Below are 12824 nucleotides of genomic sequence, written 5' to 3' on the forward strand. Positions count from 1 at the left end.
CCAATGCCCCTTGGATCTACGCCGGATGCGCCTCTGCTGTTTTCCGCTTTGTGTACCAGTGGGGTGTCGATCATCGCCCCCGGCGGCTTCGGAGGCGTTTATGTGCGATGCCGTAGTCAGCGTATCTGCTCCAGTGACCGCCCTTGTGGACTTCAACGAAACCTGGGCGATGGTTATTGGAATTGCTGTCGGTCTTGCTGGTCCTGAAGTTGTCCGGAGTGCCGTTGTCGCTCGGATAAGGGCGGCATCGAAGGCAGCGGCCAGGGTGTTTCTCAAGGGAGATGATGATGCCGGGCAGTGAGTCTCTACACGACCAGGTGAGGCGAGAGCGGGAGCGCGCCGACCGGGAATCAGGCAGGGCGGACCACCAGCGCCGCCGCGGCAACGTGTCGTACGGCCTCATGGTGGTCTCCGTGATCGGCGTCATCGTCACCGGTTATCTGTGGTTCAACGCCGATTCGCGCGCCAACGAACTGGAACGCGCTCTTTCGGTCGCCGAAAAGACCGGCCAGCAGCGACTCGAGGACCAGGCGGCCGACTACGAATACCGGCTCGACATGCAGGAAGCCGACTACGAACGGCAGTTGGCCCGCGAAAAGCGGATCAATGACGTCTACAGCGAGCGCACCGGCGCCAAGCCGCCGTCATTCATGGGTGCGGTCAAGACTCGGTTATCCGGACAACCTTGATGGTACTTACAAGTCCACTAGGAATTTGAGGCTTCGATAGAGATCGACTTTTCGTTTCGTTACAGCCGCGAGCGAGGCAGAAGCTATGATCAGGCCTACCGTTACAACCAAGTGAAGGATTTTGTTGCCAGTTTCCAGATTATTTATCTCTGTGAATTGATCAAAGAGGGGAGGGTAGCCCACAGTTAGCGCTGCCAGGATCCAATATGCGGAGAACCACCTATTCCGGTTCCGCCGATACCAGGCCAAGCTTTTTCGCTTAGTAAAAAAAGCCGATGTATAGGGATCTAGTCCCAGTAATCCAGAGCCGAGGGAGAGATAGTCTAGGCCAGGATTCAAAACACCGCGCTGAAAGACTAAAGTTGCGTGTTCGACCGGGATGAAGCGTCTACTATAGTCGGCGAGTAGATTCTTAAGCAGCAGGTCGGGCCACTTCTTTTCGTTGCTTTCTATTCGTGATGCCAGTTCTTGACCAATTGTTGCTCGCAGGTTCACGTAATGATGCTGCTTTGACTGTTTTCGCCCTGCTTGACCAACGTAGAAACCCACTGCAGCACTGACAATGATGCCAAATACGGCCACAGCTATGGATATGTAATCGGCCATTAGCACCGCTCTCTTTTCAGCCACTTGTGTCAGATGGCGGAGAATAGGGTGCACCTGGATCAAAAGCAAAATAGGAGCAGCACGCCGTGAGGCGTCCTGACGACAAGTGGCAAAGCCGAAGGGCAAACGCCACGACTGGGAAGCTGTCGAGTCAGACTACCGGACCGGCCGATTCTCACTGCAGCAGCTCGCCGACAAGCACGGGCCCAGCAAGTCCCAGGTGGTACGGGCTGGGAGAAAGATCTGACCCAGGCCATCCAGTAGCACACGCGAGCGAAGCTCTCGCGACAGGATGCCGGCGAGTCCGGGACACCGGAATATGACATCGTAGAACGTGCCGCGACCGAAAACGCGGCCATCGTTTAGATCCATCGCGAAACCCTCGAAACAGTGGCGCAGCTTCAACACCCGTTTCGTTGACAGGCTGACCGCGCAACTAAACAAGGGAACGCGCGAGGTCATGACGAAGACCGGCGACGTCATCGAGATCGATCTCGACCTAGACTACATAGGGAAATGCATCGGTCACGGTACAAGCAGAATCGAACGCGTTATCCGTCTCGAACGTCAGGCGTACGGCCTGGACGTCGATTCTGATCGGTCAGCACGTCGTGCGCTGCGTCATCAAACGCGACTGCGCTTGGCAGCCGGCCGTATCACAAGGCTAGCTAGCAACCGGTGCCAGGCTCGTTCTGGGGTCAGGCGATTCTCGAGCTGATGACTGACATCCAGGATACCTACAACGCCACGGCCAGGAGCCTGATCAACAACCTGGCTATCTGGTCCGGCCTCAGGTCGACGTCATCACTGACCGTATCCAGCCCGGCGAGGACATAACCTCTTCCCTTCCCTGGAAGACGAAGAGTTCAATGGCAATGAATAGCGACACGGTGGTGCGGTTTTTCGTGCCGCCGAGCTGAGCGTGCCTACTCCGATGTCAATAAGCTGGGGAAGATGGACCGATGGAGAAAAGCAAGTGCTCTGGCCAGGAGCAAGGGCGACATCCTTAAGCTGCGCAAGCCCTTGATGCGAGCACAGCGTAAGCTGAACGGGCTCAGAAAGCAGAAAAAAAGGCCAGCTAAGTAGCTGACCTTTCTCGAAAAGTGGCGGAGGGACAGGGATTCGAACCCTGGGTAGGCTATTAACCTACGCCGGTTTTCAAGACCGGTGCATTCAACCGCTCTGCCATCCCTCCGGCTTACGGCGGGGAATACTACCAGCTTATCGGGGCGCGTCAATAGGTTCTTTAGCTTTCAAGGAGTTATTTCGCTTTGACGCGAGCGTATAACGCTTGTCAGGGGAACTTTGCAAGGGCATTCTGGTCTACGGGTGAGTATTAACAGAACTGAGGGGACGACAAATGGATTACCGAACGTCGCACGACATCACCGATCGCCGATCGAGTGCGGTCAGCACCAACAAGGTGTTGCGCAACACCTACATGTTGCTGGCCATGACACTGCTGTTCTCTGCCGTGACCGCTGGCGTCGCCATGGCCATGGGCGTCACGCAACTCAACATCTTCGTATTCTTCATCGGCGCCTATGGCCTGATGTTCCTGGTCCACAAGACCGCCAACTCCGGTGCCGGCATTGCGGCGATCTTCGCCTTCACCGGCTTCATGGGCTTCACGCTGGGGCCGATCATCGACCTCTACCTGTCGATTCCCAACGGCGCACAGCTGGTGATGACGGCGCTGGGCATGACCGCCGCAACCTTCCTGGGGCTATCGGCCGTGGCGCTGATCACGCGCAAGGATTTCAGCTTCCTGGGCAACTTCATGATGGCAGGCGCCATCGTGCTGGTCCTGGCCATGGTGGCCGCGTTGATCTTCAACATCCCGGGCCTGGCGCTGGCAGTCTCCGCCGGTTTCGTGCTGTTCTCGTCGGCGGCGATTCTGTACCAGACCAGTGAAATCGTGAATCGTGCCGGGGAGACCAACTACATCCTGGCGACCGTGACGCTCTACGTTTCGATCTACAATCTGTTCATCAGCCTGCTGTCGATCCTGGGGGTCATGTCTCGCGACTGACCTTAACGGCTTGATATCGACGCACGGCTCGATATCGACGGAAACGGGGCCCCACTACGGTGGGGCCTCGCCGTTTGGTACCATTGTCGTTGCAGATCTATCCCGGCAGCTTGCACGGAACCATCGGTCGTCATGCTCAATTACGCGTTACTGTTACATGCCGCGCCCTACAGTCACCAGGCGGCGTTGTCGGCGCTACGCTTTGCCGACACCGTCGTGGCGAATGGTCATCGAATGAAGACGGTCTTTTTCTATCACGACGGCGTCCACAACGCTTCGGCCCTGATGGCACCGCCGCAGGACGAGGTGCACCTGGCCGACGGCTGGAAGCGGCTTCACCAAGAACATGGCACCGAGCTGCTGGTTTGCGTGGCAGCCGGGTTGCGACGGGGGCTGCTGGACGTCAGCGAAGCCAACCGTCATGGAGCGGTGTCGCACAGCCTCGAGGCCCCATTCGAATTGACCGGTGTCGGCCAGCTCATCGATGCCATGCTGACCAGTGACCGAATGATCACCTTCGCGCCATGACCGACGTCTCTACCTCCCGCCCCGTACCGCAGGATCTATTGGTGGTGTTGCGCCATCCGCCCCACGGTACCCATTGGCTGCGCGAAGGGCTGGATGTGGCGCTGGTCGCCGCGGCGTTCGGCCAACGCGTCGGCCTGCTGTTTCAGGGGGATGGCATCTACGCGCTGTTGAAGGGGCAACAGGCCGGCGCCTTGGGCCAGAAGGGCACCCATCCGCAGCTCGCCATGCTGGAGATGTACGACATCGAGACGCTGTGGGTCAGCGCCAGGGGGCTGAACGAACGCGGCCTCTCGGCGGACGACCTGATGCTGCCGGTGGTACCCTTGGAGGCCAGCGCCGTGACGGAGCTTCTCCAGCGCCACCCCCACACCTTGATTTTCTAGGCTCGGAACGACGTTCATGATGCTGCATCTGCTCAACCGGTCCCCGCGATCGACCGCCACTTACCAGGATCTGAGCGAAGCTTTCGGCGCGGACGACCACCTGCTGCTGATCGAGGACGCCTGCTACGCAGCGCAGGCCTCGGCCAGCGCGGCACTCGAACCCTTCGGCGGGCGCGTCTCCGTGCTCCAGGAGGATCTGGTCTCCCGAGGATTGGCCGAGCGGATCGATCCTTCCGTCGGTGTCATCGACATGAACGGCTTCCTGGCGCTGACGGAGACCCACGAACGCTGCGTGAGCTGGTTCTGATGGCGACCATGACGGCAACAACATTGATGGTGGACGGCCATCCTGTCGCCCTCGATCCCGAGGGCTACCTGGTCTCGCTCGACGACTGGTCGGAGCGCGTCGCCGAGGCATTGGCCGCGGACGAGGGGCGCGAGCTGACGCCCGATCACTGGGAGGTCATCTGGGTGCTGCGCGACTTCTACCGGCGCTTCGAGACGGCGCCGGCCATGCGCCCGCTGGTCAAGGCGGTGAAGCAGGCCTTGGGAGAGGAGAAGGGCAACTCGATCCACCTGATGCGGCTGTTCCCCGAAAGCCCGGCCAAGGTCGGAGCCCGCCTGGCAGGCCTGCCCAAGCCGACCAACTGCCTCTAGCCACCGATTAGCGCCATGAACTTCCTTGCCCACGCCTGGCTTTCACGTCAAGGCAGCGACGACTTCCTCTACGGCAATCTGGTTGCCGACGGCGTCAAGGGCGCGCATCTGGAGTCGTGGCCGCCGGCCGTGGCCGCGGGCATTCGCCACCATCGCCAGGTGGATGCCGCCATCGACCGTCACGCTGAGGTGCTGCGTCTGCTGCGGATGGCGCCGCAGGCCCAGCGACGTTTTGCCGGAATCGCGCTGGATCTGGTCTGGGACCACTTCCTGGCCAGCCGCTACCCGGATGCGCGGTTGGTCGAGCGCTGCTATCGAGTGCTCGGGGAGCGGCGGGCGCCATCGCGCCTCGAGGGGATGGTGCCTGCCATGATCGACGGCGACTGGTTGCAGCGCTACGCCGACTTCGATTTCACCTGCCGTGCCATTGCCGGCATCGGCCAGCGGCTGCGCGGCCCCAATCAGCTCGCTGCGCTGACGCCCTGGTTACGCGCGGAGTACGCCAGCCTCGAAGCCGCTTTCGTCGCCCTGTGGCCCGACATGCAGCAGCGATTCCGCGAGTGAATCGCCGCACCGGCGTCTGGGCGCTGGGGCTGGCGCGCCGCTGATCTAGCCCTGTAGCCACAGGCAGTCGACCCGATCGCCGGGGCGAATATGGCTATCGGCAGGGATGACGGCAAAGGCATTCGTCTCTGCGCAGGAGGTCAAGACCGCCGAGCTCTGCTCGGGGTAAGCCGTGGCGAGGATGCGCTCCCCTCGAAACTCGAGATTGGCGCGCATGTAGTGACGTCGCCCCTGGGTTCGGGTCTCGAACTGGGCCTCGGCGCCGATCACCGGGAGCGACTCCAGGTCATGGCAGCCCTGGAGCCTGCCCAGCAGCGGCCGCAGATAGAGCCAGGCGCCGACATAGCTCGATACCGGGTTGCCGGGCAGCCCCACCAGGCGCGCGGAACCGATCGTCCCCAGCGCCAGCGGCTTGCCCGGCCGCATTGCCAGGCGCCAGAGCGAGAGCGTTCCGAGCCGTTCGAGAGCCGGCTTGACGTGATCCTCCTCGCCGACACTGACACCGCCCGTGGTCACGATGACATCGGCAACGGCCGCGGCTTGCTCCAGCCGCGCCAGGGTGGTGTCGAAATCGTCGGCAACCCGGATCTGGCTAACCAGTTCGCCACCGAAGCGCCGGATCAGGGTGGCCAGCATCGGGCCGTTGCTATTGTAGATCTGTCCGCGGGCCAGGGGCTGGCCGGGCTCGACGATCTCGTCTCCGGTGAGCAGCAGTGCCACTTTCGGCCGCCTGACCACGTCGACCGTCGAGCACCCCTGGCCGGCGAGCAACCCCAGCGCGGCGGCACCCAGTCGCGTGCCGGCGGTGAGCAGCGGCTGCCCGGTGGTCACGTCCAGCCCCCGACGTCGCACGTTCTGCCCGGCCTGGGTCACGGGAACGATCGCGCTCTCCCCGACCAGTTCGACGTTTTCCTGGATTGCCACGCAATCCGCCCCGGCCGGTATCTCGCTGCCGGTGAAGATCCGTGCGCAGGTGCCGGGGATCAGCGGCTGCGGTGGCTGGCCGGCGGGGATACGCTGGGAGATCGGCAGCTGCCTGCCACTGTCCGCGCTGGCCAGCGCGAATCCATCCATGGCGCTGTTGTCCGCCGGCGGCACATCGATGGCGGCCCGCACGTCGTCCCTCAGCACGCGGCCGTCGGCGTCCGGGCAGGCGATGCGCTCGCCTTCGAGCCGCGAGACGCCCTCGAGCAGCGCTTCCAGGGCACGCTCGACGCTCTGGAGTTCTTGGGGTCTCTCAGCCATGATCCTGCGTGCCTCGTCCCGGGATCACCAGATTGGCGAAGTTGCAGGGTCGGTGGCGGCTATCCAGCTGCTCCTCGAGAATCCGGTCCCAGCCGGTGCGGCAGGCGCCGGTGGAACCGGGCAGACAGAAGATCACGGTGGCGTTGGACAGGCCGCCCAGGCAGCGGCTCTGCACGGTCGAGCTGCCGATCTCCTCGAACGAGAGCTGACGGAAGAGCTCGCCGAACCCTTCGATGTGCTTGTCGAGTAGCGGGGCGACGGCTTCGGGCGTGGAGTCGCGGCCGGTGAATCCGGTGCCGCCTGTCGTCAGCACGACCTGCACGTCATCGTCGGCGATCCATCCCGCGACCACGGCCCGGATCCGGTAGACGTCGTCAGGCACGATGCGTTTCTCGGCGAGGCGATGTCCCGCCGCCTCGAGCCTCTCGACGAGGGTCTGCCCGGAGCGGTCGCCAGCCTCGTCCCGTGTATCCGAGATCGTCAGTACCGCGATCGACAGCGGAATCATGGGCGACTCGCTCATGACGCCTCCCGACCGCCATCGGCCCCGACCTTGCGTGCCTGGCGCGCCTCCAGCGCAGCGAGCTGCTCATCGGTCGCCGGCGCCTGATGGTGAGCCTTCCATTCGGCGTAGGGCATGCCGTAGACGTACTCCCGCGCCGTTTCATAATCCAGCTCGGCGCCGCGCGTCTCGGCCGCACTGACCAGCCACTTGGAGAGACAGTTGCGGCAGAAATCCGCCAGGATCATCAGATCGATGTTCTGGACGTCCCTGTTCGCGTCAAGATGACGAAGCAGCCGGCGAAATGCGGCGGCTTCCAGTTCGGTGCGGGTCTGCTCATCGAGGTGGTGCATGGCAGCAACTCCTGTCGTGGAGGATGGTTGGCATTCAGGGCCGGATGACCGTGGCGTCTCGGTCAGTCGTTATCGCCGGGCGTGCAGACCGAGAGCACCACGGCATCGTTCGGACTCGTGGAGACCAGGGCGTGGCCCATGTCGCTGTCGAAATAGAGCGAATCGCCGGCCGCCATCGCCAGGGGTTCGTAGAGTTCCGAGTAAATCAGGATTTCCCCTTCGAGGATCATCAGGAACTCCTCGCCGTCGTGGCGGACCCACTCCTGGAACTCCTCGAAGCGACGCGCCCGCACGATGGTCTTGAACGGGATCATCCGCTTCTGCGCCAGCTGGCACGAGAGCAGCTCGTGCTCGTAGGTCGGGGTGGGGTGCCGCTTGCCGTCGCCACGCGGGGTGAGATCGCGTCGGCCGCTGGACTGGCGTCTGGGCTTGGTCGGCTTGAGCAGCTGGGGGAGATCGATGCCCAGGCCGGTAATCAGCTTCTGGACGGCGGTGAACGTCGGCGAGATCTGGTCGTTCTCGATCTTGGACAGCGTCGAACGTGCCAGACCGGTACGCGTACTGACGTCGCCCAATGTCCACTGGTTCGAGAGCCGTATCTCCTTGAGCCGTTCGCCCAGGCGCAGGGGCTCGACGAAGGCTTTGCGACCGGCGGCGATACGCAGTGCGGCATCCTGATCGTTACTGGCGGCCATGAAACTCTCTGTCGGGAGCGTGGAGTGTCGAGTCGTTGTCTCGTGTCGGAATGCAAGAATATCACAGCGTGAGGCGGCGGCTCTGCGCCGAGAACGACCTCTGCGACACCTCAGACCGAATAGGCGTGGCCCAGCAGCGCGATCAGGTGCGCCTCGACGCTCAGTGGCAAGGTCTTGAGGTGATATCCACCCTCCAGCACCGAGACCAGCTTGCCGCCGGCGTGACGGCGAGCGACATCCATGGCGAGCGCAGTCACCCAGTGGAAATCCTCGTGATCGAGTGCCAGCTGGCCCAGCGGGTCGTCACGGTGGGCATCGAAACCGCTGGAGAGGAGCACCAACTGGGGGCGATGACGCTCCAGCGCCGGCAACCAGTGCTGCTCGACGGCGGTTCTGAACCCCCGACTACCCGTGCCGGCAGGCAAGGGGGTGTTGACGATGTTGGGCCACGCGCCGGTCAGGTAGCGCCACGGATAGAACGCCTCCTGGTAACTGCTGCAGACCAGCACCGCCGGATCGTCATGGAAGATATCCAGCGTGCCGTTGCCCTGATGGACGTCGAAATCGAGAATGGCAATCCGCTCGATGCCGTGGGCGGCCCTGGCATGGGCGGCCGCCACGGCGACGTTGTTGTAGAAGCAGAAACCCATCGCCAGCGCGCGCTCGGCGTGATGGCCGGGTGGACGGACGGCGCAGAACACGTTGTCGGCGCGGTTGCCGCAGACCAGATCGACACCGCGGACCGCCGCGCCGGCCGCGAGCGATGCCGCGTCCAGTGAGTGAGGCCCCATGCGGGTGTCGCTATCGAGTTGCTGGAGGCCGCTTTGCGGTCGCTGGGCATTCAGCGCACTGAGGTAATCTGGGGCATGCACCCGCTCCAGCTGGAGCACCGATGCCGGGCCGGGTTCCGACTGCATCGTCTGCTGCAGCACGCCGCTGAGCATCAGTCTCGCGCGGATGGCCTCGAGTCGCATGGGGGACTCCGGATGATGGGAGCCCATGTCGTGCAGCGCGATGTCGGGATGGGTGAGATAGGAGGTGATCATTGGGACTCGCCGGCCGGTTCGAGGTGGCTCCATTCTGGGCGAGGCCGGCGCAACAAGTCACATCGTCTCGCTGCGACTTTGGTCTAGGGTCTGAACCTCGATGACGTGACCGTGTAGGGTTGAACGCATCATTGTCGACGTCGTGAGGTTCGCGGTGGCCACGCAATTCCTGCGCCGTTTTTTCGCGCCGAGATCACTGGTGGTGATCGGCGCCTCCCCCAAGCCGGAATCGATGGGGGGAATCGTCCTGCAAAATCTGCTGCAGGCCGGCTTTGCAGGGCCGGTCTGGGCGGTCAACCCACGGGGATACCAGGAGGTTCATGGCGTGACTTGCTTCCGGCGTATCGCCGATCTCCCCGAGATTCCCGATCTCGCCGTCGTCTGCTCGCCGCTGAGCGGGGTTCCGACGGTGCTGGAGCGGCTGGGGCGCAGGCAGGTCAGGGCAGCGCTGATCGTATCGGGGGGAGCATCGCTGGACGCCGATTCCAGCGACGGCAGAGCGTTGCGCGCGCGACTGCAACGGGCGACATTGCGCTCCGGCATGCGGGTGCTCGGGCCGGAGTGCCTGGGCATCGCCGTTCCCTCCATGAAGCTCAACGCCACCTACGCCAGCCAGCCGATAGGCGATGGCAGCGTCGCCTACCTCGGCCAGTCCGGCATGCTGGGGAACGCGATGATCGACTGGGCCGCCGGTCGCGAGATCGGCTTTTCCCATCTTGTCACACTGGGCGACAGCCTCGACGTGCAGCTGCCCGACCTCATCGACTATCTGAACCAGTCCGGCCGCTGCCGCGCGCTGCTGCTGCATCTGGAAGCCTTCGCCAATGCACGTCATTTCATGACGGCGCTACGGGAGTCGTCGCGCAATCGCCTGGTACTGGCGATCAAGAGCGGGCGTACCCCCGAGGCGACCCTCAGTCCGGTACCGCCGACTGCCGGTGTCGATCGTCGAGATAGCATCGTCGATGCCGCACTGGCCCGGGCCGGGGTCGTGCGGGTCGGTGATTCCGACGAGCTGTTCGATGCCCTGGAGACGCTGTCGCGGCTCAAGCCACCGAAAGGCGACCGTCTGGCGATCGTGTCGAACGGCGTGGGCCCCGCGCTGCTGGCGATCGACAGGTTGATCGATGGCGGAGGCCGGCTGGCAGAGCTCGGCGAGGGCACCGCCGAGGCGTTGATGGCGCGCCGGCTGGATGTCAGCAGACCGGGACGCAACCCGGTCGACCTGGGTGGAAGCGCGACCCCGGACGACTATCTGAGCGCGCTGGAGATCGTGACCCGCGACCCCAACGTCGACGCGGTTCTGGTCCTCCACGCCCCGACGCGGCTGGCGCCGTCGCTGGCAACGGCCAACGCCCTGATCGACGCGCGCCAGCGCTTACGCCACCGCCTGCTGGTGAGCTGGATGGGCTTGAAGGAGGCGCTCGAGGCTCGCGCGGCCTGCAATCGCGCCGGCATTCCCAGCTACGTGTCCCCGGAAAAGGCGGTCAGGGCCTTTCTCCACCTGGTGCGCTATCGCCAGGTACAGCATCTACTGCAGGAGACGCCTCCCTCGCTGCCATTCGACTCCAGTGCCGACAGCCGGCAGCGCTGTCACGCGCTCATCGACGACGCCCTGGCCCGTCGGCGAGACCGGCTGACCCACCAGGAGACCGGCGACGTACTGGCCGCCTACGGCATCGAGTGCGCCCCCAGCGAGTACGTGTTCGACCTGGAGCAGGCGGAGCGTGCCACCGAGCGACTGCAAGGCCCCTGGGCGGTCAAGATCGTCCATCGCGACAACTGCGAGCCGTTTCGCTACTGGGGCGAGTCCCGGCGGCAGGCGATCTCGCTGGTTCAGGATCTGGAGCAGCCGGGCAGCGTGGTGGACGCCGTCGTGCGGCTGGAGGCCCGGGTCGGCGAAGCGCTGCCGGACAGCCCCATCTACAGCTACTGCCTCCAGACCATGCAGCGCGGCAAGGGGTCGCTGCAGCTGTGTGCCGGTATCACGCGGGATGCCGAATTCGGCCCGGTCATCGTGTTCGGCATGGGGGGCTACAAGGTCGACGTCATGGCCGACCGCCAGACGGCGCTGCCGCCGCTCAACATGCGCCTGGCGGAAGAGCTGCTGGACCGCACGCGGGCGGGCCGCCTGATCCGGGAGCACAGCGAGGACCCGGACAGCGCCGTCGGCTGGGTCGCCCGCCTGCTGGTCAAGCTCTCCCAGATGGCCTCGGATCTGCCGCGCCTCAAGGGGCTCGAGATCAATCCGCTACTGCTCAATCACGAAGGGATGATGGCGGTCGACTTCGCGCTCGATCTGGGGCCGGCGTCGATCCAGGCGATCATGCCCTATCCGGAGCAGTTGCGGGAGACCGTGACACTGAACGGCATGGAGATCGAAATCCGGCCGATTCGTGGCGAGGATGCGCCGTTGATCACCCATTTCCATACCTTCCTCTCCGAGCAGAGCATCCGGTACCGCTACTTCCATCACAAGGCCGTCCTGTCACCCCGGGAGCTGTCACAACTGAGCCAGATCAACTACGACCGCCAGATGGCGTTCATTGCGGTGCGTCGTGTCGAGCAGGCTCCCAGCCAGCAGGGCGGGGAAGTCGGCACGGCTGCGCGACAGGAGGAGATGCTCGGCGTGGTGAGGGTATGGAACGACTCCGACAACATCCGCACCGAGTTCTCGATCATCGTTCGCGATGATCTCCATGGCATCGGCCTGGGACGCCGATTGATGCAGAAGATGATCGACTACAGCCGGCAGGTGGGGACGCTGGTCATGGTCGGGACGATCCTCAGCGACAACCTGCCGATGCGGCGGCTGTTGACCGCGCTCGGGTTCACGCTGCGGACCAACGTCGAGGAGGGCGCGGTGGAAGCCACGCTGAAGCTGAACGAACCGCAGAGCGACTGGCAGCGCCATCGCCTCGACGCGGCTCTGGATTGATCGGGAAGGAGGAACCGGAGCAGGCTTTGAACGCTCATTCAATTATAAGATATTGTCATTTGAAGGGTTATTGATAAAACCGTATGATACGAAACCTAACAACACTAACAGATACCGTTCGACACGCATCGTGACGACCGCGTGAAGGGCATTTTCTGCTTTGCCAACCTTAGGCCTGACATGACCGACACACAGCAAACCAAGATTCAAGTGCGGAACTTGAGCAAGGTGTTCGGCGACGACGCCAAGAAAGCACTCAAGCTACGCGACGAGGGCCTCAACCGCGCCCAGATCCTCGAAAAGACCGGGCAGACCCTCGGGCTCTCCAATATCAACTTCGATGTCCGGGAAGGCGAGCTCCTCGTCATCATGGGGCTCTCCGGCTCGGGCAAGTCGACGCTGATCCGCTGCCTCAATCGTCTGATCGAGCCCACCGAGGGCGACATCATCATCGGCGGCGAGAATATTCCCCAGCTCAGCGACAAGGCGCTGCTCCACTGCCGTCGCCGACACTTCTCGATGGTGTTCCAGAACTTCGCGCTGTTTCCGCACCGCACGGTGCAGATTAACGCCGAATATGGACTCG

At 63.4% G+C, this 12824-nt stretch carries 15 protein-coding genes and 1 tRNA gene; 9 read left to right on the forward strand and 7 right to left on the reverse strand.

The window, feature by feature from the left end:
* Window positions 1-287: 287 nt before the first annotated feature.
* Complete coding sequence (locus AC3AYF_RS11210; protein ID WP_295037306.1) at window positions 288-689, forward strand: hypothetical protein; 402 nt, start codon at window positions 288-290, stop codon at window positions 687-689.
* A 6-nt stretch (window positions 690-695) separates the two neighbouring features.
* Here AC3AYF_RS11210 and AC3AYF_RS11215 read toward each other — a convergent pair whose 3' ends face one another.
* Both AC3AYF_RS11215 and AC3AYF_RS11220 read right to left on the reverse strand, forming a co-directional pair.
* Window positions 696-1295 carry a hypothetical protein gene (locus AC3AYF_RS11215; RefSeq protein WP_295037304.1) on the reverse strand — a complete coding sequence of 200 codons (600 nt, stop codon included), beginning with the start codon at window positions 1293-1295 and terminating at the stop codon, window positions 696-698.
* A gap of 1104 nt (window positions 1296-2399) precedes the next feature.
* Window positions 2400-2490: transfer RNA gene (locus AC3AYF_RS11220), tRNA-Ser, on the reverse strand.
* A 165-nt stretch (window positions 2491-2655) separates the two neighbouring features.
* Here AC3AYF_RS11220 and AC3AYF_RS11225 point away from each other — a divergent pair.
* The 6 genes from AC3AYF_RS11225 to AC3AYF_RS11250 all read left to right on the forward strand — a co-directional run bounded on the left by AC3AYF_RS11225 (window position 2656) and on the right by AC3AYF_RS11250 (window position 5459).
* Entirely contained in the window at window positions 2656-3327 is a 672-nt protein-coding gene (locus AC3AYF_RS11225; RefSeq protein ID WP_110599747.1) for a Bax inhibitor-1/YccA family protein, read from the forward strand.
* Between the two features lie 132 nt (window positions 3328-3459).
* Window positions 3460-3855, forward strand: coding sequence for a sulfurtransferase complex subunit TusD (tusD, locus tag AC3AYF_RS11230; protein ID WP_295037300.1), 396 nt, complete (start codon window positions 3460-3462; stop codon window positions 3853-3855).
* The gene (gene tusC / locus AC3AYF_RS11235) at window positions 3852-4238 is read left to right on the forward strand and encodes a sulfurtransferase complex subunit TusC (protein WP_295037298.1); all 387 of its coding nucleotides are present in this window, start codon (window positions 3852-3854) and stop codon (window positions 4236-4238) included. Before tusD ends, tusC begins: the two co-directional genes overlap by 4 nt.
* A 16-nt stretch (window positions 4239-4254) precedes the next feature.
* Window positions 4255-4545 carry a sulfurtransferase complex subunit TusB gene (gene tusB, locus AC3AYF_RS11240; RefSeq protein WP_295037297.1) on the forward strand — a complete coding sequence of 97 codons (291 nt, stop codon included), beginning with the start codon at window positions 4255-4257 and terminating at the stop codon, window positions 4543-4545.
* On the forward strand, window positions 4545-4895 hold the full coding sequence (locus AC3AYF_RS11245) for a TusE/DsrC/DsvC family sulfur relay protein (RefSeq protein WP_295037295.1): 351 nt from the start codon (window positions 4545-4547) through the stop codon (window positions 4893-4895). Before tusB ends, AC3AYF_RS11245 begins: the two co-directional genes overlap by 1 nt.
* 15 nt (window positions 4896-4910) lie before the next feature.
* On the forward strand, window positions 4911-5459 hold the full coding sequence (locus AC3AYF_RS11250; protein ID WP_295037294.1) for an acyl carrier protein phosphodiesterase: 549 nt from the start codon (window positions 4911-4913) through the stop codon (window positions 5457-5459).
* A 45-nt stretch (window positions 5460-5504) separates the two neighbouring features.
* On the opposite strand, the gene AC3AYF_RS11255 is transcribed toward AC3AYF_RS11250, so the two are convergent.
* The 5 genes from AC3AYF_RS11255 to AC3AYF_RS11275 form a co-directional block, all read right to left on the reverse strand.
* The gene (locus AC3AYF_RS11255; protein WP_295037293.1) at window positions 5505-6704 is read right to left on the reverse strand and encodes a molybdopterin molybdotransferase MoeA; all 1200 of its coding nucleotides are present in this window, start codon (window positions 6702-6704) and stop codon (window positions 5505-5507) included.
* Complete coding sequence (gene moaB / locus AC3AYF_RS11260; RefSeq protein ID WP_295037292.1) at window positions 6697-7227, reverse strand: molybdenum cofactor biosynthesis protein B; 531 nt, start codon at window positions 7225-7227, stop codon at window positions 6697-6699. The genes AC3AYF_RS11255 and moaB overlap by 8 nt, the downstream gene beginning before the upstream one ends.
* Window positions 7224-7559 (reverse strand): DUF1244 domain-containing protein, encoded by a 336-nt coding sequence (locus AC3AYF_RS11265; RefSeq protein ID WP_295037291.1) that lies wholly within the window; start codon window positions 7557-7559, stop codon window positions 7224-7226. The genes moaB and AC3AYF_RS11265 overlap by 4 nt, the downstream gene beginning before the upstream one ends.
* A gap of 62 nt (window positions 7560-7621) precedes the next feature.
* Window positions 7622-8254 carry a helix-turn-helix domain-containing protein gene (locus tag AC3AYF_RS11270; protein WP_149434828.1) on the reverse strand — a complete coding sequence of 211 codons (633 nt, stop codon included), beginning with the start codon at window positions 8252-8254 and terminating at the stop codon, window positions 7622-7624.
* A 110-nt stretch (window positions 8255-8364) separates the two neighbouring features.
* On the reverse strand, window positions 8365-9300 hold the full coding sequence (locus AC3AYF_RS11275; RefSeq protein WP_295037290.1) for a histone deacetylase family protein: 936 nt from the start codon (window positions 9298-9300) through the stop codon (window positions 8365-8367).
* A 154-nt stretch (window positions 9301-9454) separates the two neighbouring features.
* On the opposite strand from AC3AYF_RS11275, the gene AC3AYF_RS11280 reads away from it, so the two are divergent.
* Both AC3AYF_RS11280 and AC3AYF_RS11285 read left to right on the forward strand, forming a co-directional pair.
* Entirely contained in the window at window positions 9455-12238 is a 2784-nt protein-coding gene (locus AC3AYF_RS11280; RefSeq protein ID WP_487779742.1) for a bifunctional acetate--CoA ligase family protein/GNAT family N-acetyltransferase, read from the forward strand.
* Window positions 12239-12418: 180 nt separating this feature from the next.
* A partial coding sequence (locus AC3AYF_RS11285) for an ATP-binding cassette domain-containing protein (RefSeq protein WP_487779743.1) occupies window positions 12419-12824 on the forward strand: 406 nt, incomplete at its 3' end.

The organism is Salinicola sp. (assembly GCF_982684285.1).

What these genes read in the sequence shown, in the direction of transcription:
- AC3AYF_RS11265 (WP_295037291.1), bottom strand. Translation starts at nt 7,559, where the DNA reads ATGCACCACCTCGATGAGCAGACCCGCACCGAACTGGAAGCCGCCGCA.
- tusD (WP_295037300.1), top strand. Translation starts at nt 3,460, where the DNA reads ATGCTCAATTACGCGTTACTGTTACATGCCGCGCCCTACAGTCACCAG.
- AC3AYF_RS11250 (WP_295037294.1), top strand. Translation starts at nt 4,911, where the DNA reads ATGAACTTCCTTGCCCACGCCTGGCTTTCACGTCAAGGCAGCGACGAC.
- AC3AYF_RS11275 (WP_295037290.1), bottom strand. Translation starts at nt 9,300, where the DNA reads ATGATCACCTCCTATCTCACCCATCCCGACATCGCGCTGCACGACATG.
- moaB (WP_295037292.1), bottom strand. Translation starts at nt 7,227, where the DNA reads ATGAGCGAGTCGCCCATGATTCCGCTGTCGATCGCGGTACTGACGATC.
- tusB (WP_295037297.1), top strand. Translation starts at nt 4,255, where the DNA reads ATGATGCTGCATCTGCTCAACCGGTCCCCGCGATCGACCGCCACTTAC.
- tusC (WP_295037298.1), top strand. Translation starts at nt 3,852, where the DNA reads ATGACCGACGTCTCTACCTCCCGCCCCGTACCGCAGGATCTATTGGTG.
- AC3AYF_RS11225 (WP_110599747.1), top strand. Translation starts at nt 2,656, where the DNA reads ATGGATTACCGAACGTCGCACGACATCACCGATCGCCGATCGAGTGCG.
- AC3AYF_RS11270 (WP_149434828.1), bottom strand. Translation starts at nt 8,254, where the DNA reads ATGGCCGCCAGTAACGATCAGGATGCCGCACTGCGTATCGCCGCCGGT.
- AC3AYF_RS11210 (WP_295037306.1), top strand. Translation starts at nt 288, where the DNA reads ATGCCGGGCAGTGAGTCTCTACACGACCAGGTGAGGCGAGAGCGGGAG.
- AC3AYF_RS11245 (WP_295037295.1), top strand. Translation starts at nt 4,545, where the DNA reads ATGGCGACCATGACGGCAACAACATTGATGGTGGACGGCCATCCTGTC.
- AC3AYF_RS11215 (WP_295037304.1), bottom strand. Translation starts at nt 1,295, where the DNA reads ATGGCCGATTACATATCCATAGCTGTGGCCGTATTTGGCATCATTGTC.
- AC3AYF_RS11255 (WP_295037293.1), bottom strand. Translation starts at nt 6,704, where the DNA reads ATGGCTGAGAGACCCCAAGAACTCCAGAGCGTCGAGCGTGCCCTGGAA.